The organism is Ruminococcus albus AD2013 (assembly GCF_000526775.1).
GTDB lineage: Bacteria > Bacillota > Clostridia > Oscillospirales > Ruminococcaceae > Hominimerdicola > Hominimerdicola alba_A.
Genome location: NZ_JAGS01000001.1, coordinates 1133632 through 1153379 on the forward strand (window position 1 = coordinate 1133632; position 19748 = coordinate 1153379).

General features: G+C 45.2%; 21 protein-coding genes. 11 read left to right on the top strand and 10 right to left on the bottom strand.

Features of this window, described 5'->3' with window-relative positions; all coding sequences use genetic code 11:
* The first annotated feature begins 246 nt into the window (after positions 1-246).
* The 6 genes from N773_RS0105105 (at position 247) to nadE (ending at position 4712) form a co-directional block, all read left to right on the top strand.
* Positions 247-1209, top strand: a complete 963-nt coding sequence (locus N773_RS0105105; protein WP_024856785.1) for a hypothetical protein — start codon at positions 247-249, stop codon at positions 1207-1209.
* Positions 1210-1402: 193 nt separating this feature from the next.
* Positions 1403-1903 carry a hypothetical protein gene (locus N773_RS0105110; protein ID WP_024856786.1) on the top strand — a complete coding sequence of 167 codons (501 nt, stop codon included), beginning with the start codon at positions 1403-1405 and terminating at the stop codon, positions 1901-1903.
* 115 nt (positions 1904-2018) lie between these two features.
* Positions 2019-2666, top strand: coding sequence for a hypothetical protein (locus N773_RS0105115; protein ID WP_024856787.1), 648 nt, complete (start codon positions 2019-2021; stop codon positions 2664-2666).
* A 104-nt stretch (positions 2667-2770) separates the two neighbouring features.
* Positions 2771-3529, top strand: coding sequence for an NUDIX hydrolase (locus N773_RS0105120; RefSeq protein ID WP_024856788.1), 759 nt, complete (start codon positions 2771-2773; stop codon positions 3527-3529).
* Positions 3530-3549: 20 nt separating this feature from the next.
* The gene (locus tag N773_RS0105125; protein WP_024856789.1) at positions 3550-3966 is read left to right on the top strand and encodes an NADAR family protein; all 417 of its coding nucleotides are present in this window, start codon (positions 3550-3552) and stop codon (positions 3964-3966) included.
* The gene (gene nadE, locus N773_RS0105130; protein WP_024856790.1) at positions 3963-4712 is read left to right on the top strand and encodes an NAD(+) synthase; all 750 of its coding nucleotides are present in this window, start codon (positions 3963-3965) and stop codon (positions 4710-4712) included. The genes N773_RS0105125 and nadE overlap by 4 nt, the downstream gene beginning before the upstream one ends.
* Before the next feature lie 53 nt (positions 4713-4765).
* Here the strand turns inward: nadE and pepT are convergent, their stop codons facing one another.
* From pepT to N773_RS0105145, 3 genes are all read right to left on the bottom strand, one after another.
* Positions 4766-5992 (bottom strand): peptidase T, encoded by a 1227-nt coding sequence (gene pepT / locus N773_RS0105135; protein ID WP_024856791.1) that lies wholly within the window; start codon positions 5990-5992, stop codon positions 4766-4768.
* Positions 5993-6375: 383 nt separating this feature from the next.
* Positions 6376-7452 carry a 6-phosphofructokinase gene (locus N773_RS0105140; protein ID WP_024856792.1) on the bottom strand — a complete coding sequence of 359 codons (1077 nt, stop codon included), beginning with the start codon at positions 7450-7452 and terminating at the stop codon, positions 6376-6378.
* Positions 7453-7481: 29 nt separating this feature from the next.
* Positions 7482-9599 carry a methyl-accepting chemotaxis protein gene (locus N773_RS0105145; RefSeq protein ID WP_024856793.1) on the bottom strand — a complete coding sequence of 706 codons (2118 nt, stop codon included), beginning with the start codon at positions 9597-9599 and terminating at the stop codon, positions 7482-7484.
* Positions 9600-9785: 186 nt separating this feature from the next.
* On the opposite strand from N773_RS0105145, the gene N773_RS0105150 reads away from it, so the two are divergent.
* Positions 9786-10679 carry a polysaccharide deacetylase family protein gene (locus N773_RS0105150; protein ID WP_024856794.1) on the top strand — a complete coding sequence of 298 codons (894 nt, stop codon included), beginning with the start codon at positions 9786-9788 and terminating at the stop codon, positions 10677-10679.
* A 60-nt stretch (positions 10680-10739) separates the two neighbouring features.
* Positions 10740-11723, top strand: a complete 984-nt coding sequence (locus tag N773_RS0105155; protein ID WP_024856795.1) for a cadherin-like beta sandwich domain-containing protein — start codon at positions 10740-10742, stop codon at positions 11721-11723.
* Positions 11724-11820: 97 nt separating this feature from the next.
* Here N773_RS0105155 and N773_RS0105160 read toward each other — a convergent pair whose 3' ends face one another.
* The gene (locus N773_RS0105160) at positions 11821-12666 is read right to left on the bottom strand and encodes a helix-turn-helix domain-containing protein (RefSeq protein WP_024856796.1); all 846 of its coding nucleotides are present in this window, start codon (positions 12664-12666) and stop codon (positions 11821-11823) included.
* 335 nt (positions 12667-13001) lie between these two features.
* Between N773_RS0105160 and N773_RS0105165 the strand changes: the two genes are divergently transcribed.
* A complete protein-coding gene (locus tag N773_RS0105165) occupies positions 13002-13265 on the top strand; it encodes a PqqD family protein (protein WP_080678302.1) in 264 nt (87 codons plus the stop codon).
* Positions 13266-13330: 65 nt separating this feature from the next.
* Here the strand turns inward: N773_RS0105165 and spoIIP are convergent, their stop codons facing one another.
* Positions 13331-14461, bottom strand: coding sequence for a stage II sporulation protein P (gene spoIIP, locus N773_RS0105170; RefSeq protein WP_024856798.1), 1131 nt, complete (start codon positions 14459-14461; stop codon positions 13331-13333).
* Positions 14462-14563: 102 nt separating this feature from the next.
* Between spoIIP and N773_RS19735 the strand changes: the two genes are divergently transcribed.
* Together N773_RS19735 and N773_RS22515 are read left to right on the top strand one after the other, a co-directional pair.
* The gene (locus N773_RS19735; RefSeq protein ID WP_024856799.1) at positions 14564-15145 is read left to right on the top strand and encodes a M15 family metallopeptidase; all 582 of its coding nucleotides are present in this window, start codon (positions 14564-14566) and stop codon (positions 15143-15145) included.
* A 76-nt stretch (positions 15146-15221) separates the two neighbouring features.
* The gene (locus N773_RS22515; RefSeq protein ID WP_196231601.1) at positions 15222-15374 is read left to right on the top strand and encodes a hypothetical protein; all 153 of its coding nucleotides are present in this window, start codon (positions 15222-15224) and stop codon (positions 15372-15374) included.
* A gap of 284 nt (positions 15375-15658) precedes the next feature.
* Here N773_RS22515 and N773_RS0105185 read toward each other — a convergent pair whose 3' ends face one another.
* The 5 genes from N773_RS0105185 to N773_RS0105205 all read right to left on the bottom strand — a co-directional run bounded on the left by N773_RS0105185 (position 15659) and on the right by N773_RS0105205 (position 19740).
* Positions 15659-16402, bottom strand: a complete 744-nt coding sequence (locus N773_RS0105185) for a DUF4261 domain-containing protein (RefSeq protein WP_024856800.1) — start codon at positions 16400-16402, stop codon at positions 15659-15661.
* Between the two features lies 1 nt (position 16403).
* On the bottom strand, positions 16404-17063 hold the full coding sequence (gene pyrE, locus N773_RS0105190) for an orotate phosphoribosyltransferase (protein WP_024856801.1): 660 nt from the start codon (positions 17061-17063) through the stop codon (positions 16404-16406).
* 103 nt (positions 17064-17166) lie between these two features.
* Positions 17167-17799 (bottom strand): flavodoxin family protein, encoded by a 633-nt coding sequence (locus tag N773_RS0105195; RefSeq protein WP_024856802.1) that lies wholly within the window; start codon positions 17797-17799, stop codon positions 17167-17169.
* A 161-nt stretch (positions 17800-17960) separates the two neighbouring features.
* Positions 17961-18989, bottom strand: coding sequence for a GGDEF domain-containing protein (locus tag N773_RS0105200; protein WP_024856803.1), 1029 nt, complete (start codon positions 18987-18989; stop codon positions 17961-17963).
* Positions 18990-19236: 247 nt separating this feature from the next.
* Positions 19237-19740: a hypothetical protein gene (locus N773_RS0105205; RefSeq protein ID WP_024856804.1), complete on the bottom strand. Its 504-nt coding sequence runs from the start codon at positions 19738-19740 to the stop codon at positions 19237-19239.
* Positions 19741-19748 lie beyond the last annotated feature (8 nt).

Here is a 19748-nt window from a genome sequence, read left to right on the forward strand (position 1 = left end):
CTTTAAACAGCATATATCATGCCCTTTGCTGTTTTCAATATCAGACCCCTGATCTCGTTTCCTGAAATATATTTACACGGGTTCATTATAACACCTATCGGACTATTTGTCAAGTAACTTAATTTAAGCCTTTGCGGGACATTGGGTGAAAATTTTGTGAGAGTTTTTTAGTTCATGATTAATTAATATCAGATTAATAACTCTCGGTTATAATCAATATAAATATAATTGAAAGGTCAGTGAAAAATGTCAAATAAAAATATCAGAACAGAAGATATGGATATCGACTCCGAGGACTACGAATACGAAAAAAAGCTGGCGGAGGAAGAAAAGCTGAAAAGACAGCAGGCCGAGGAAAAAGCCGCCGCACAGAAAGCCGCTAAGGAAAAGCGTGAGCGTGAAGCCGAAAAGGAGCGTAACCGTCAGATAGAGGAGGAGCGCAGAGAACTTCTGAAAATGAAGTCGGGGCTGACCGCCGAAGAGGATTCGGAGCTGACGAAGAGCGAAGATACTTATGAAAAGCCCCACGGAAAAGCGGCAGTAGCCAATTTCTGGTACCACTATAAATTCATCGTAATATTCTCTTTCATCACACTGCTGGTAGTGGGATTCCTTATATACAGCGAAGCTACGAGAAAGCGCGACGATATCAGCATAATGATAATCACCGACAATGACCTGACACAGCGCACTGCCGAGGTCGAAGAATTTTTTGAAAAGTACACCGATGACATTGACGGCAACGGATATGTCCATGTGGGAATAATCGCAATACCCATAGGCAAGAATATCGACGCGGTGACAAAAAACACCTATACCCAGAAATTTCTTGCGGAGATACAGACAGGTGAGGGTATGATAGTTATTACCGATTCCCACACCGAAGACCAGTTCATGTCGGTGATGAAGACCGACCTTGACAAGGATTTTCCGGGTAACAAGTACATCGACAAAGACGGTTTCAGCTTCAATTCAAAGGTGATGGCGGAAGAACTCAAATATGAACTTATGCCCAATGACGTGCATATGTCCATAAGGATACCGCAGGATACCATGGGTCTCAGCAAGGACGAGGCGCAGAAATACTACGACGAGAGTTTTGAGGTATACAAGCGGATAGTCGAGGATATCACAAAACGCTGTGAGGAGACAAACGACCCCGGTCTTGATACCGAGCCTGTAAAGTACGATACGGAAAGTTCCGAGTGATACCAAAGTATACCAACTTATACCAACGACTGCAAAGCTGCTGCCATATGTGCGGCACTGATACAGAGGTTTTAAGCCATAGTATTGCTGATAAAAAAAATCAGCGCTACTGTGGCTTTTATATTGACAAGGCAGAGTTGATATGCTATAATTACTACTGTCATAGTTCTGTGTTAATGGAGGATAGAACGCAATGAGGGCACATTTCTCAATGTTAATTACAAGTCTGATTGCAGTCATTTCGTGTATCATCCTTTCAGGATGTACTGTTACTATTAAGGATGATCATGCCGGTTCCGCAAATAACGATAGTGAGATCGTTTCGATCAATATACACGAAACAGGTGGAGAAGATGGCAGAGATATTGAATGGAAGGTTTATTCTCAGGATGATAAATATCTACTGTCATATTCGGATCACAGAAAAACATACGGTGAACCCTCTGAAGGTATTTTTGAGATCACGGAACAGGAATACAAAAATATAATGGATCTTGACTATGAAAAATTCATTGATGAATATGATGAAAGCTTCTGGAAAAATGTTGCAGATGCGATATGTTTCCAGTCAACCATTACTTACAGAAACAGTTATGAGAAAACAACCAATGCATCCATGACAGAGGCAACCGTTAAATTGACCAAATTATTATACGAATACAAGAACAAGCAGACATCATCAAATATAGATTGACCTAAACAGATCAGTAGAAGAACTTGCCCCTGAACGATTTTTCAAAACGCTCAGGGGCAAAACTGATATATGGACATTTGCCATATGTGCGGCTGCTTTTTTTAAGGAGAAGAAAATGAAAAAGAAAATAATATCCGCGATAATGCTTGCCTGCATGCTTACCGCCTGCGGGAATAATGTTACCAAAAATGATGTGACAGAAAGTTCTGCCAAAACAGAAATACCATCTGTTACAGAAAAGGAATCATCTGCTGAAAGCATTGCCGAAAGTGTTGCGGAAAGCGTTCAGGAAGAAGCAGAAAGTTCATATGCGGAAATCATCGAAGATATCGTTGAGGAAATGAACGAGGAAGCCGAGGAGGAGAAAGGTCTGCTGACAAGCGCCGAGGATATACACCTGACCGACGTTGACGGGTGGGAAACGAATTACTCATTCGAGTATAGCGGCGAAACTTACAGCGCTGTATACACTCCCGATAACTGGAAGATAATCGATTCCTACAAGATAACCAGTGAGGAGGATATGATAATCATCTGCGGTGCCCTTGCAGATATACACCCTGTACACGGCAGTGACGGCGAAAGCTACCGCACCCCCGAGGATATGGCTTACGAATGGGTACAGCACAACATCGCCTACGATATACTCCCCGATGACAACAGCTGGAAATCCAACGCCAAGGACGTTGACATCAATCCCGCCGACCAGAACAAAAGCCTTTACGAGATGTACAAAAGCAAAACAGGCGGAAGTCTCTCGTAAAGATAATATATTTATATAGGATTATATATTTATATTGACACTTCACTGTAAAAGTGGTATATTGTAATAAACCAATAGTTATTATCTTTTTGTTACAATGAGAGGTGAGCGACCTGTATTCACTTGAAAATTACGACAGACCATCAGTGGCGGCAGATGCTGTGGTATTCGGTATCGACAATATCAAGGCTGAGGACAAGAAAAATCTTGACACGAAAAAGCTGAAGCTTCTGCTGGTAAAACGCGGCGAAGAACCCTTTATGGGGAGCTATTCCCTGCCCGGAGGATTTCTGCGAAAGGGCGAGACCATAGAAGAAGCCGCAGTAAGAGAACTGCAAGAAGAAGCGGGAGTGAATGAACCCAAGCTGATAAATCTGGGAGTTTACAGCAGACCCGACCGCGACCCGAGAGGGTGGATAATCTCCTGCTGTTTTATTGCTTTGACCAACACAGTGGAACTTTCCACAGCGGCGGGTTCCGATGCGGAATCAGCCCACTGGCTGGACCTTGAAGCCACGGATACCGATGAGGGTCTTACGCTGAAACTTCACTATAATGGCGAAGTGGTGTACGAATATTCATGCGGAAAAACACTGTCGGACAAACTGGCATTCGACCACGGCAATATGATACTCGACGCATTCCTGAAACTGCGTGACGAGGTGATAAACCACGATATGATATTCGGACTTATGCCCGAATACTTTACCATCTCAGACCTCCAGCAGCCCTACGAAGCCATCACGGGTATACATATTTCCCCTCAGGGATTTAGGAAAAAAGTGATAGGCAAGCTCACGGAAACAGAGTTTTTCGATGAAGCCGCGGCACACAGGACATCAAAGCTTTACCGAAAGGCGTGACCCGAATAAGAGGTGTCGGTATGATAGACAGATTCACGGACGAATATTTTTTCCTGAGCAATTTTTACGAAAGCAAGGTGACCTTTGAGGGTATCACCTATCTTAATAACGAAGCCGCTTTTCAGGCGATGAAGACCCTCGATGAAAGCGAGCGCAGGTCTTTCGCGGGACTTGACCCCGATTCTGCAAAAAGGGCGGGGAGAAAAGTCAGCCTGAGAAGTGACTGGGAAGAAGTAAAGACAGATCTGATGTATGAGATATGCAAGGCAAAATTCACGCAGAATAAAGACCTTGCAGAAAAGCTTCTTGCAACGGGTGACGAAGAACTCGTTGAGGGCAACGACTGGAATGATCGGATCTGGGGAAAAGTCAACGGACAGGGCGAGAACCGTCTTGGTATAATACTTATGAAAGTCAGAGAGGAGCTTAGACTATGAGCAATTTCGATGCAAAAAAGGTCAAGGACGAAGTTATCAAATGGATAAGAGAGTATTTTGAGGCGAACGCGACCCCCACAACAAAGGCTGTACTCGGTATCTCGGGCGGCAAGGACAGTTCCGTAGCTGCGGCGCTTTGCGTTGAAGCACTGGGCAAGGACAGAGTCATCGGTGTGCTGATGCCACAGGGAGAGCAGTTCGATATTGACTGCAGCAAAAAGCTGGTGGCACATCTGGGTATAAAAAGCTACGAGATAAATGTTGGCAGTACAGTTTCCGCACTGCTGGGTGAGATCGGCAACGCTCTTGAAGTATCTGAGCAGGCTAGGGTGAACACTCCCCCGAGAATAAGAATGTCCACACTTTACGCAGTTGCAGCCTGTGTTGGCGGTCGTGTGGTTAACACCTGCAATATGTCCGAGGACTGGGTGGGCTACTCCACAAAATTCGGTGATGCCGCAGGCGATTTCAGCCCCCTCTCCGAACTCTGTGTACGTGAAGTCATAGCTATTGGTGACGAGCTGGGTCTGCCCTATGAGCTTACTCACAAAACGCCTATCGACGGTCTTTGCGGAAAGACAGACGAGGACAATCTGGGATTTACCTATGCAGAGCTTGACAGCTACATCAGAAAAGAGACAGACCTCTCCGACAAGCCTGAGCTGAAAGCCCGCATCGACGGTATGCACGCAAGAAATCTGCACAAGCTTCTGCCCATGCCGAAATTTGAATATGACCCCGAATAAGTTCATGATAACATCAAAGGCACTTCCCTGCTGTTGGAAGTGCCTTTTACTGTTTATACGGTCTCGGTCAGCATGACCAGAAGTTCACATATCTTTTCCATAGACTCAACACAGCAGTATTCGTATCTGCCGTGGTAGTTGTGTCCACCTGTGCATATATTCGGGCAGGGCAGACCCTTGAATGAAAGGCTTGAACCGTCGGTGCCGCCGCGGATAGGCTGTATCTTCGGTTCGACCCCCAGCTTTTTCATGCAGTCGGAAACATTCTCCACAAGGAACATGAAATCGGGTTCTATCTTCTCGCGCATATTGTAGTAGGTATCCTTGACCACGGCGGTGACGGTACCCTCGCCGTATCTCAGGTTCAGGATATCCGCAAGCTTCGTGATAAGGGCTTTTTTCGCTTCAAACTTCGCCCTGTCGTGGTCGCGGATAAGGTATGAAAGTGACGCGCTTTCAGTACTGCCCGTGATGTTCATAAGGTGGAAGAACCCTTCCCTGCCCTCGGTGAATTCGGGTTTCTGTTCGGGAGGCAGAAGACTGTCAAACTCTGCCGCGATACGTGCGGCGTTTATCATCTTGTTCTTGGCTTCACCCGTATGCACATTCACGCCCTTCACAGTTATATCAGCAGATGCGGCATTGAAGGTCTCGTATTCAAGCTCGCCGATACCGCCGCCATCAACGGTGTAGGCGTAGTCAGCCCCGAACCTTTTAAGGTCGAAATTATCGGTACCTGCGCCTATCTCCTCATCGGGGGTGAAAGCTATGGCTATATCGCCGTGCTTGATGCTGTCATCGGTAAGCAGGCGGTGAGCCATTGTCATTATCTCGGCGACACCTGCCTTGTCATCTGCACCAAGCAGGGTCGTTCCATCGGTGACTATCAGCGACTGACCGATATAGTCTTTAATTTCGGGGAATACCGATGTTTTAAGGACTATCCCCTGTTCGACGTTGAGTGTGATATCCCCACCGTCATAGTTTTCGATGATACGGGGCTTTACGTTCTCCCCCGATGCTTCGGGTGAAGTATCCATATGCGAAATAAATCCAAGAGTATACGAACGCATACCACCGTCATTCGCAGGTATACGAGCGTATACGTAGCAATACGACTCATCGAGGTACACATCTTCCGCTCCCATATCGGTGAGTTCCTTGTACAGCAGTCTTGCCAGTTCGAACTGTTTTGCAGTGCTGGGCTGTGTCTGCGCATCCTCATCGGACTGCGTATCTATCTTTACGTATCTTAAAAATCTTTCTATAACTTCTGTCATATCTATCCTCCATTATTTAACCAACGAACCGCGGTGCAAATGTAAGCTTGCTAAACTGCCAAAGAGGAAATTTTTCGCCCCTCAGCTGCGACTGCGTCGGCAGCGACCTCGGGTCGAGCCGTCAAAGACGCTTACGCTGTTTGACGGCGGGCGCGGCAATAATTTACGCGGATAGTTTGAGCGTGGACGGTCGTTTGTCCACGCTCTGGATGTCTTTATTACCGCGCCTATTTTTGAGGTCGATAGTTTGTTTTACTCTTACAGTTCGCTTTGAATTTTGGTTTTACGCCTTGGTGATTGAGGGCTCTGCCCTCAAACTCCCGCAAGCCTTTCGCGAAAGGCTTGAGCCAAAGCTCACCTCTTTGGCTGGTTACGGTTGGTTGTTACTTATCTCCAAATGATACTCCCAGTGCTTTGGCGTATTTTACCATCTGGTCGTCCTCGGGGACGAACTTTGTTTTGCCTGCAACGTCTTCAAGCTTATTCTCGGATACTACTTCCTTTATCATAGCTACTGCGTAGCCGTACTTTTCCTTAGCTACGAGTTCAGCCGCGTGTACGCCGAACTTTGTTGCGAGAACTCTGTCGTAAGCCGATGGGCTTCCGCCGCGGAGCATATGACCGGGTATGCACACTCTGGTCTCTCTGCCTGTCATCTGCTCTATCTGCTTGGCTATACGTGCGGTGGCAGTGGTTATGCCCTGCTCAGCACGGAGCTTAGCTCTCTCCTTCTTCTTCATCTTGGCTTCTTCCTTATCGAAAGCGCCCTCTGCGACTGCCATAATGGAAAATCCCTTGGAATCACGGCGTTCACAGGCTGCGGCAAGCTTTTCAATATCGTAGGGTATCTCGGGGATAACTATCATATCAGCACCGCCTGCTATACCCGAATAAAGTGTCAGCCAGCCCGCCTTATTGCCCATTATCTCAGCAACAAGTATACGGCCGTGAGAGTTAGCTGTAGAATGCAGTCTGTCGATGACATCGGTAGCGGTATCAACTGCGGTGTGGAAACCGAAAGTTACGCTGGTGCCCCAGATATCGTTATCTATTGTCTTTGGCAGACCGATAACGTTAAGTCCTTCGCTTGACAGCAGATTGGCGGTCTTGTGAGTGCCGTTTCCGCCCAGTGTCAGCAGACAATCCAGCTTCTGCTTTTTGTAGGTGGCTTTCATCGCCTTGACCTTATCGACCTTATCTTCTTCGATGACCTGCATCATCTTGAAAGGTGTTCTCTTTGTACCGAAGATAGTACCGCCTGTGGTCAGTATGCCCGAAAAATCCGACTGGTTCATCTCCTTGCAAAGACCATTTATCAGACCGAAATAACCATCATGTATACCGATTATCTCAACGTCCTCGCCGAACTTTTCATAACAAGCCTTGGCAACGCCTCTGATAGTTGCGTTAAGTCCGGGGCAGTCGCCGCCGCTTGTGAGTATACCAATCCTTCTCTTCATATCCGATCAAATCCTTTCTGTTATCATCGTCAGTATTTATCGTCAAGATCGTCTAAAAATGCCTGGTCGTCATCGTCAAGATCCATACCTGTCAGCTGCATAACTCTGTTTTTGAGTATCGAGGAATTTTCCTCGGGAACAGCATAATCATATTTTGAAACACCGTCGGTTGGAGTTGTTTCTTCACTCAGCTTGAACCTGGCGATCATGTTCTTGAGTATCAGCGACTGACTTGAAAGCTCCTCACTGGCTGATGCAGTACCAACGGAAGCCGAGGTATTTGCGGAAACGACGGTGGATATCTGTCCGAGACCTGTGTTTATCTGGGCGATAGCCTCTGTCTGGGCTTCCGATGCTTCGGAGATGTTCTTTACAAGTGTCTGTATCTCTTCCGAGCCTTCAACTATACTGCCGAGGGATTCCGCGGTCTTTTCAGCGATCTGCGAACCCTTCTGTACCGCCGCAGAGGAATTTTCGATAAGTGAAGCAGTCTGCTTAGCGGCTTCTGCGGAACGTGATGCAAGACGTCTTACTTCGTCTGCTACCACACCGAAGCCCTTTGAACCCTCACGGGCAGCCTCAACCGCCGCATTAAGCGCGAGTATATTTGTCTGGAAAGCTATCTCGTCGATGACCTTGATTATCTTGGATATCTGTTCGGAAGAAATCCTTATCTCGTTGATAGCGCTGAGCATATTGGTCATATCGTCATTGCATGAGCCGATAGCTTCTGCATTTCTGGTAACGATGGTATCTGCGTTCTTAGCGTCGTTTGCGTTCTGCTCGACCTGCTTTGAAACATCTTTCAGAGTAACTGAAAGCTCTTCTATCGCAGATGCCTGCTGGGTCGAACCCTGTGATACGGACTGTGCGGAGTTTGATACCTGAACAGCACCCGTATTTACCTGCTCTGCCGCAGTATTTATAGATGCAAAGGTATCAGAAAGGGAATTAAGGATATCATTGAAAGTGGTCTTTATCTGCTGGAAATCCCCCTTGAAAGTACCCTCCATGCGGTGGCAGAGGTTGCCGTCGGATATCTGGTTGAGGGCTACGGTTATCAGGTTGATATACTGTCTCAGACATACTATCGTTTCTTCAAGGGAGCTTGTCAGCACGCCCAGCTCGTCCTTTGAGTACCAAACGTCAACAGGGGCGGAAAGATTGCCCTGTGCAAGTTCGCGTATACGAGCGGTGGCGGATACTATCGGTTTTGAAAGACGTCTGGAGAAGAACATTGAAGAGAATACCGTCAGCAGCAGGAGAATAATGCCGCATATAACGATAGTCCTGAACATACCCGAAGAACCGCCGATGAAATCACCCGGGGTCAGGGCGTAGATCATTGTCGAATCAAAGTAAGCAGAATCACAGGTGCCGAAGACATAGTCCTTGCCGTCGAGCTTGAACTCGCCTGAGTCTTCAACGCCCGATGTAACGGACTTCATAGCTTTGGCAAAAGAGCTGTATTTCTCGTTATTGCTCTCTTCCTTAATGGGGTTGAAACGCTTCAGAGCAAGCGACTTATCGGTATGCATCAGGATATTTCCTTCATTATCCGCAAGACATACAAAGCCTTCGTGACCGATATCCGAAGCTGAGAAAATATCATACAGCGAAGAGGTATCTATAACAGTAGCTGCAACGATATATTTATTATCCCTGAAAGCAGACTGGAGAATATAGAAGTACTGCTGCTTGCCGTTGCTGCTGTCAACAACACAGAGATCACTTATGAATGTCTCGTTTGAAGACACAGACTCTGCGACCTCTTCCCTCTTTATCATATCGGTCAGTCTCGAATTTGTGGAAAACAAAGTCTGACCCTCAGAGCCCATTATAGCACAGGTGATCTTGTCCCTGACATTTTCGGGGAAACCGCTCTTCATCACTTCGACCATTTCAGCTTCACCTGCAGCACTGCTGAAATCTGATGATTTAACAGACCTGGACATATCTGTTATGTACTGCTGAACTGAGCTGTCAAAGTTCTTAACGCCCTGTACAGAAAGGGGTTTTGCAGAACTCATCACGGAATCCTTGGTGGTCTTGCTGATAGCGGTTATCGAAACAGCATCGAGAACGGATATGATTATCAATGCAACAACAAACATTATCAGCATCAATTTTGTACTGATCGTCTTCATATCTGGATCCTCCCGTTAAATAATTTATCAAAATGCTTAATTTACCATTTCAACATATTTAAAGTATATCATATTTGCACAATTTTTTCAACCCTATATTCTGCATTTTTTGAATTTTTTTTGCTGATACCGCATATATACTAAAAAACGCTGTAATTATATAACAGTTGACATGGAGGAGATAAAATGTTCAAAACGATAAAGCTGAATAAATTGCTTCTTGCTATACTTCTGCCTGCGGTGATTGCGATAGGAGCAGGAATGACCAGCACCTTTGCCGCACAGGAGGATAAGCCCGAAAAGCCGCGAAAAGAGGGAGTTCCCGTGCCTATAATAATGTATCACAGCATAACCCTTGATGATGACTGTCTGAGTGAGTATGTGGTGAGTCTTGACCAGATAGAAAGTGACATAGAGTATCTCAAGGAAAAAGACTTTACACCTGTTTTCGTCAACGATCTGATAAGGTATGTAAACTACGGTGGCGAGCTTCCTGACAAGCCAATTATCTTGACATTCGATGACGGCTTTTACAACAACCGCGAGTACCTTTACGGTCTGCTGAAAAAGGAGGATTTCAAGGCGACCATATCCGTGGTGGGTGATTACACGATAAACGCATCGGAGAGCGGTGAAAAGCAGTCGGCACTGTATTCCTATCTCAGCTGGAAGGACATAGCCGAAATGCGCGAAAGCGGCAGATACGAATTCTGCGACCACAGCTGTTCCATGCACTCTCTTGGTGAACGGCGTGGAGTACTCAAAAAAGAAGGCGAATCCGATGATGAATACCGCCATGCCCTTATTAGTGATATAGACGGTCTGCAAATGCTGTTTGAAACAAACTGCGGTTTCCGCCCGAATGTATTCACCTACCCCTACGGATTTTACTGCGATGAAGCCGAGGATACTGTAAAAGCACTGGGCTTTGAAGCAACTCTCGGTGTCGAGGAAAAACCGAATTACATAGTAAAGAACGACAGCGAATGTCTTTACGATCTGAATCGTTACAACCGTTCAGGTCTGACGGATACGATATCATTTATGGATAATATGCTGAAAGACTTTGAAAACAGTTGACCGCGGCGCTTTGATGGTGTATAATAGACGTGAAAATATTTCCGCAAAGGAGAAAGTAAAATGAAAATATCAACATTCGGTACAGCACTGGCTGCCGCAGCATTGTTTCAGCTGACAGCTTATGCCGATACCACCGATACAATAACCGTCAGCGGTACACCCGCAGTGGGCGAAACTTTCACCGTTAACATAAGGATAGAATCCGACAGCGATATAGGCTATCTCAATTCGTCACTGGAATACGATGACAGTGTTATAGAATTTACAGGCGGTGATGCATGGGGCGGCGGAGGACTTATCACAATAAACAGCTTCCCAGGTGAGGACAGCGGTGTTCTTGACTGTGCGCTGACTTTCACCGCTGTGGGTGAGGGCGACAGCAATATCACGCTTACCAACGGATACGTGTTCTCCATTGACGGCACTGTACTTGAACAGCCTGATTCAAATGCAAGCGTTCATGTTGCGGCGGCAAACGAAGATGTACAGGATGATGAATCTGAAATACAGGACGATTCGAGCGCATACGAAAACATACCAAATGATACCACCGTATCCGAAGCCCCCGAAGAGAATGTCACAGAAGAACCTCAGTATCAACAGCCCGTAGTACAGGGCTACCTCATCGGACTTACCTGCACCGCAGGTGAACTATCCCCCGAGTTTACATACGATAATTTTGAGTACACCGTCAACGCAGACAGTTCATGCGAAACAGCCGACCTCAACACAACAGCGGCAGCTTTTTCAGACACGGTCACCATATCGGGCGGCGGAGAACTTGACTACGGTGAGAATATCCTCACAGCCACAGTCACTGCCGAGGACGGTACAGTAAATGTATACACGGTAAAGGTCATTCGCGCAGAAGATGACGGAGCGAAAAAATCCGATAAAAAAAGCTCTTCAAAAAAAGAGTCCACCGAGGACAAATACAAAAGGCTTCTCAATCCCGCCCTTGCGATAATCCTTGTTACTTTGATAGTTGCGCTGTTCATAGTTATCAACTGGACGATGAAGCTTGGAAAGAAGAAAAAGAAGTAGCGAAACAAGGGACCTGCCACTCAATAATATAAGCCATAGTACTCCGAACGAAAATCAGGAATACTATGGCTTTAATAATTATATAATAGCCTTCCGACTAAATAAATTCAATTCTCCCCGAAAACCTTGCCTTTTCCATAACTGCATTGAAATCGTTGCACAGCACGGAGTATTTCAGGTGCTCCCCTATCTTTATCGCTCCGCACCTCACAGATACGCTGACTTCTCCGCCGCTGTAAGGGACTTTACCGCCGTTCTGCGAAAGCACTTTTTCAGCCAGTGAAATAACTTTTTCTGTATCATCACTTTCTGTTATCATGGCAAATTCATCACCGCCCAGACGCAGACATATCATATTTTCTTCAGCGGCTTCGTTGATACGCCTGAAAGCTTCAAGAATCGCCTTGTCGCCTGCATCTCTGCCAAGTTCGTTATTTATCATCATAAGGTTCTGAATATCAAAGCAAAGAACAAAAGTCCCTGCCTGCGACCTGAGATAATCGTAGAACTCACTGATATCATATTTCTTGACTCTCATAAGATCATTCCTTTCAACATATTCGGGGTTCAGCGGCGGATAAAGCCCGCAGTCGCCTTTCCATTGTTTTTTGAACTTCGAGGGTGATATCCCCCACACTTTCGTGAATGCACGGGTGAATACCTCATGGGAGTTATAACCGAATCTCATGGCGGCATCAAGTACAGAGACTTCCTCCGAAAGAAGCAAGCGTCCCGCAAGGGTCAGCCTGCGTTTGGTGATGTAGTCTTTCAGGCTGAAATGGGTGCAGTACCTCCAGACCTTTTGCAGTGAAGACAGCGAAACATAACAGGCAGCGGCGATGTCCTCCTGCGTGATATCCTCACACAGATGAGATTCGATATACCCCAGTGCCGTAACGAATGTGGTGAAGCCGTGTTCAAATCTCTCGTTATCATCTGCCATAAGAATCACCTCCCAAAAATATCAGTAACGTTACTATGGTCATATTATAGCACAAAATTTTAGTTTTGTCTTGACTTTTTGAGCATTTTTCCGTTTGACTTTTTACGGCTCGGAAAATCTCCCGACACCGCTGACACGCCCCGCCGAACAGCAAAAAAGTATATACATAAAACATTGACTACCTGATGGATATATGCTATAATTATCACATTAAGTGTAAATGCAGGAAAGAATTTTTCAATTCCGTCAGTATCGTCTGCCTGATCATAAGATAATAGCAAATGAGCTGTCGGACTTAGACCTGCACGATAATACGATCAGAAAGCGTGAAAAAAATGAAACTTGATCCTAATTTTCTAACCCATGTAACAGATGGTGAGCATTATATGATCTCAACCACCGATACCAGATTCAATGGTATTGTAAAAAACAACTATACTGCTGCATTTATTGTAGAATGCCTGAAATCCGATACCACGGAATCCGCTATCGTTGATAAGATGCTTCTGGAATACTCCAATGCAGAAAGAACAGTCGTTGAACACGACGTTTCTATTATTATTGCAAAACTCCGCAGTATCGACGCCATCGTAGAATGAATAATTTCTTCCCGATATGAAGACTGTCGGTATCGTATACCTCAGTGGTACAGGCTCGTAAATGGTTATCCCTTGAACATCCCCGCAAGGGCTTTTCCCAGCAATTTTCCCGAATACTGCACCTGTGCCAGAGTATTTCCGTGACTTCCCACTTCTATCAGCAATGAACCGCTTGAAAGGTCTTGATTGTAGTACCTTGTGTCAAATAGCACAGGGCGTGTCAGACCTTGAAAGCGGTTTTCTATTTCGGACTGAAAAGTGCAGGCGAACCTGAAATTCTCTCTGAAATTCGGGATATTTCCACTGCCGTCATCAGCACAGGATATTATCATTATCTGCGCCGCTTCCCTGCCATCTATCTCGGCTATGGGGGCGATGCGTGTGCCGTCACTGCGCTCGATGCCGTCACGGTGGACATCAAGGCAGACTTTTATCGACGGATATTCCGCCAGTATCTTCTGCACAGCATCACGGCTTGAATAATAGGCATCGTCATAACTGGGATAATCATGCACCAGAGTATCGTGTATATAAGGTATCCCCGCCGCGTCAAGCTGTTCACATATCCTGTCCCCCACCGAGATGATATTCTTATCACGCTCAGTGGTCTTGCCGTAGAAATCACTGTCGTACCAGTCTTTGTCCGAAAGCTCGAAACTCTCGGTAGCGTGTGTGTGGTAGATAAGCACAAGGGGCTCATCATCGGAATAATGTGTATCAAAAGGCAGACCCTCACCGCTTAGCTGAAGCAGTTCGGCATTGTCATAAAGTGTGCAGTTCCTCACCTGACCGCCTGTTGGTATATCGAAAAACTGCGGCTCATCACTGCGCAGATAGGTGTACTTCTGTATCATCCCGTCATGGTCGGTCAGGTCTTCGGGATAGGGTATCATGCCGCTCACATCTTCCGCAGGGAGAGGGCTTGGTATCTCGGCACTGACCCTTGCAGGCTCACGCTCCGTCTGTGCAAGAGCGATGTCCCAATAGCTTCGGGAAGATATCTCTGCCCCCGCAGGTAAGGTATCCGACTGTATTTTGTCGTTCCTGCCCCGTTCTATCACAAGCAGCTTCGATACTCCCTCGCACACCGCGGAAATACTCTCGGAATGTTTCGCTGCGCGGAAAATGCACATCGGTACCACAAACACTGCGAAAATGCAAAGCAAAGCCCTCAGACATACTGTTTTAAGTCCCATATGACCACCTCGGTAAATATATATTCGGGACAGGCTGTTTTATGCCTGCAAGTAACAAAAAGTCCCGCCCGCGAATATACTAAACAAAAACGGGAGGGGCATATGGACTACCTTATACTCGTAAACAGATTTGAACCGATACCAGCGGGATGGTCGGACACGCTGAAACTCCGTGAAGCAGGTGGAAAGCTTTTTGAAGAGCAGACAGCAGTTCAGCTTGAAAAAATGCTCGGTGAAGCACTCGCCTATGGCATAGAGATAGCGGTCATTTCGGGCTATCGCTCGGAAGACTATCAGCAGATGCTGTGGGAAAAGGAGATAAGCCGAAATATGGGCAGAGGTCTTGATTACGCCGATGCAGTGACAGAAACAGGCAAAACTCTGGCACTGCCCGGGTGCAGTGAACACGGCACAGGTCTTGCGGCAGACCTTGGCACAGCGGGTGCTGATGATATCGAACCGAATTTTCACAAGACCGCCGCAGGAAAATGGCTCTCGCAAAATGCAGGAAAATTCGGGTTCATACTCCGATATCCCCGTATGAAAGAGCACATCACGGGAATAGATTTCGAGCCGTGGCATTACCGTTACGTGGGTGATAAGTCCGCAGAACTTATCACCGCAAGCGGCATCTGCCTTGAGGAATTTTTGCACTTTTACTCGGATAAATATACTTTATGCTGAAAATTATGTGAAATACTTGACTTTACTTTGTGAATGTAGTATAATAATAAAAACTCAGAGAGAGGATGTGCAGACAATGGCAAAGAAAAATTCCGAGAAAAAATCATTCTGGTGTTTGATGAGTGCACTGCTGCTGGTCGTTGGATCGACAGCTTATATCGTATACAGATACTTCGAGGAAAAAGAACACTACGAAAAGTGGAAAGATTATGAAGAATGCGGCATCTGATGCCTGAAGATATCGGTCGGGAAAAATTTTCCCGACCGATTTTTTTCGTATATAAAACAAAAAGGCAGTCTATTGACTGCCTCCTGCTTGTGTAAAAATTTTGGAGAGGATGAAACGAGCTAAGAGTAATTTCTTAGTGTTCATTCTTTTCTTTCTTTGTTCTACAAACAATATTATAGAACAAATACGTAATATTTACAAGAACAAAGCTATTACATATAGCTACATTTATATTACAAATGATTTCAAAATGTAACTATTCTGTTTACAAAACTGTGTTCACATCAATTGCAGTGGATCTGGATAGTCTTCCTGTCGTCAAATTCTATGCCGTCGGAAATGGTTATCTTCAGCTTCTGATCCTCTGTGAAGCCGATGGTCTCACCGTCATTAAGTATAACATCTTCCTCGATAACATAGCTGACGATAGCAAGCATAAAACTCAGGAATTCATGAGGCTGTCCTGCGAACTCAAGAAACTCCATCTCAAGCTTCTTGAAGTTTTCCATACCCATGGTATATCCGCGGAGTTTACCCTCGGCATTGGAAAGACCCAGCCATACAAAGTCCAGCAAAGGAAGGGCATCGGACTTCATTACCTCCGCATTTTTCTGATAGAAATCGGGAGCATAGACCGTGCCGTTTGTGTAAATGCCGATAGTATTGTCATCGATACAGCTTTCACACACTTTTACAAAGATCTTCGCACGTTCCATAGTATCCATGCCGTTGCCGACACTCACCACGATCTGTGCGGTATGCTTTGCCACCTCCTGCTGTGCATCGTGCCAGAGGTAATTGAAAGCCGCATTCTGCTCGGCTTCGCCATCGGGTATCGGCGAGGGATAAAATGCAAGGGAAACAAGATATCCGCCTGTGTTGAAAACGAAGATCTTCTCTTCATCTTTAGTATCAAGATCCTCGGGTACGATACCCCATTTATCTTTCAGTCTGCCAAAAAAAGCTTCCTGATCCCATTCAGCTTCACGCAGAAGCACAAAGCCGAGAAAAAATTTATTTCCTATCATATCAGTACTCCGCACCATACTGCGCACGGTAAGCGCGCATTGCGTCCAGATACTCCTTGCCCTCAACAACACCGTCCTCGATAGCCTTGATGATATCATTGATATTTACGATGGAGTATACCTTTACGCCAAAGTCCTTATACGCCTGCTGAACTGCTGAAAAGTCTGTATCAAGAGCCTTTTCCATACGGTCAACAGTAATGACCATACCGGTTACATTTACATCAGCGGCACTCTTCAGCTTGGGCATTGATTCGCCCAGTGCCTTGCCGGAAGTCATAACATCGTCGATGATAACAACCTTTTCACCGTCTGTCAGCTTCTTGCCGACGAACATACCGCCCTCGCCGTGATCCTTAGCTTCCTTTCTGTCGAAGCAGTAGGAAACATCATAGCCGAACTTATTGCTGAGAGCCACAACAGCGGAAACTGCCAGCGGTATACCCTTGTAAGCAGGTCCGAAAAGTGTCTCAACGGGGATATCGTTATCCTTTATGCACTCGGCATAGTACTCGCCCAGCTTAGCCAGCTGTGCGCCTGTCTTATAGTTGCCGCAGTTGATGAAATAAGGAGCCTTTCTGCCGCTTTTCAGTGTGAATTCACCGAAAGTCAGCACTCCGCTGTCAACCATGAACTTGATAAATTCTTCTTTGTAAGTCATAAAATACGGTCCTTTCCGATTGTAATTTCAATATTACCATTATATCATAAGAAAGCGCATTTGTCTACTGTATTATTCGAGTTTGATTGTAAATTTTCAAATCTCAGTCTTTCAGGTCATCTCTGACAAAATGGGTAAAACTGCTTGTCTCTTTTTCGGGCAAACCATACTTCTCCTTGCCGAGGGCGATGGACTTCATCAGGAAAGACATATTTCCTGCAAGATTTCTCATAGTCTGCATACCCTCTGCATCGAAAGCTGATTCTCCCGTCTGCAAGCCGTGAACACTGTTCCAGTAAGTGCTTGAAGCCACGGGCATACCGCAGATAGTAAAGTATTTGTTCAGTTCATCGAATGTTGCTGAACATCCGCCGCGCCTTGCCACGACCACACTTGCACCGACTTTCATCGTCTTGTCAAAATGTGTGCTGTAAAACAATCTGTCAAGACAGGCGATGAGTGTTGCGTTCGCAGAAGCATAGTATACAGGTGAGGCAACGATGAGACCATCGGCTGCTTCAAACTTCGGTGCGATCTCATTGACTGCATCATCAAACACACAGCGTCCTATCTCGGAACACTTGTTGCAGGCGATACAGCCGCGGATATCTCTGCTGCCGATCTGACAGACCTCTGCTTCGATACCCTCTGCATTGAAGACTTTTACGATCTCATCTATTGCGGCAGATGTGTTGCCGTTTTTTCTGGGGCTTCCGTTTAAAATAAGTACTTTCATAATTATCCGCTCCTGTTATATTATAGATTTTTTCTTCGTCTGATATTTTCAGACAAACCGTTTGTATTTTATTACAGATTATACCATAAAGTCAGAAAAAGGTCAATCGGCAGTTAAAAGAAAACAGCCGTCATTTCTGCCGGCTGTCTGCTATTCTTCTATCACAGGACTACCTGATTTTTACCGTTTGTTTTACCATGATAAAGCTTTTCATCAGCTTTGGATATCCATCTGTCATTTGTAAGGCTCTTTTCGTAATGTGCAGCGCCTATGGTAACGGTTATATGCAATACCTTACCTTCAAATCTGAATTCTTCCGATCCGATCTTTTTTCTCAGGCTTTCCAGTATTTCACTTTCATCTTTGCGCACCGTTGAAAGTATTATGAACTCCTCACCGCCCCATCTGCATACGATACAATCCTTGCAGGTATTTTTTGTTATATATGCCACTTCTTTAAGGATATAGTCACCGCAGTTGTGTCCGTAGGTATCGTTGACTTTTTTGAAATCATCGATATCGAGAATGGCAAGCCATCGGTCTTCAGGTGAACCGACCTCCATATGTTCCATGGAAGTAAGCAGGAAATGACGGTTGTAAAGCTCTGTAAGATTATCTATCAGCGCCATTTTTTCAAGCTTTTCCTCGGAATGTATAGCTACATTATGGAAAAGTACCATATAAATTATCACTATGCCGAAAGTCGCGGCGGAATTAAAGGCAATAAGAATATTCATTGCAAAGTCGGATATCTGATAAATAGGTTCATGAGTGCGGGCGTATATGTATCCCAGTACATATAAAGCCACATGGATAGCGAGCATCATAACAAAAGGAAGTTCCTTTTTAAGCACCCTGTTATGGAGATATCCGCTGTAGCTTATGCAGGCAAGCATTCCCAGTGCATACAACTGAAATTCCGCCTCAGGACCGACACATACCAGACCCGTTATCATAAATCCCATAATTACCGTGCAGATGATTATCGTTGAAACCAGGTAATGCTTATTCAGGATAAGGTAAATATTGGTGGTATTTATCACCAATTTTACATAAATAACATTTCTGATAATGGGCATATCTGCATTTATACCTATCAAAAGAAAGAAAACATCTGTAAACAGCAGGAATCCGCCAAAAAACAAGGTCAGTTTTTCTATCAGCACAGTGTTTTTTATAGTTTTTTCCATAAATACACTCCTTGATCCGCTAATATGTTGAAAAGAAGATTGTTAATTTGTAATAGTAACGCTAAACAAAATGAATTTTTATTATTATACCACATATCACAGCAATATTCAAGCACTTGAGAAAATTTTTATTTATTTTAGCAAAATAATTTCCAGTTTATGGTTACATCATAGTATGTACTCATCGCTTTTATCCCATCGTGTTGTCGGTAAAATAAAAACAGAGCGTTCAACGCTCTGTTCACTTCTAATGCTGATTTTTTCTTTTAAGAACTGTAAGACCTGCGTCCTGAGCAAAGACAAAGTAATTGCCGTCATGGGAAAAGCCGTAAATGTATGGCAGATAGCCCTCGTATATCTCATGCTTTGTTCCCTCTTCGGTACAGAAGAACACCCGTTCTCTTACAAGATCTTTGCCGTATTCAAACACGTTCCTGCGTTCACAAGTCACTTTATCTCCCTGCGGTGATGTCTGCGGCAATGAACCGCCGTACTGACCTGCTATCGTTATTTGTTCATCATTAAGGTCTTCGCACAATGCGAAAAGCGCGTCTTCGTCATATGCGCAGTCGGTCTCGGTCACAATTCCGTTGTCACAATCGAAAATAGTGGTCTTATCCGATGATATACACAGCATCTTCCAAGGCTCGGTCTCTGAAAAACCGAGCCACAGAAATCCGCCTACTACTTTCTCTATCGAAATACACCAGCTGTCAAGTTCTGCGGTGTCTATCCAGTGATCTCCGTACATATTTATTG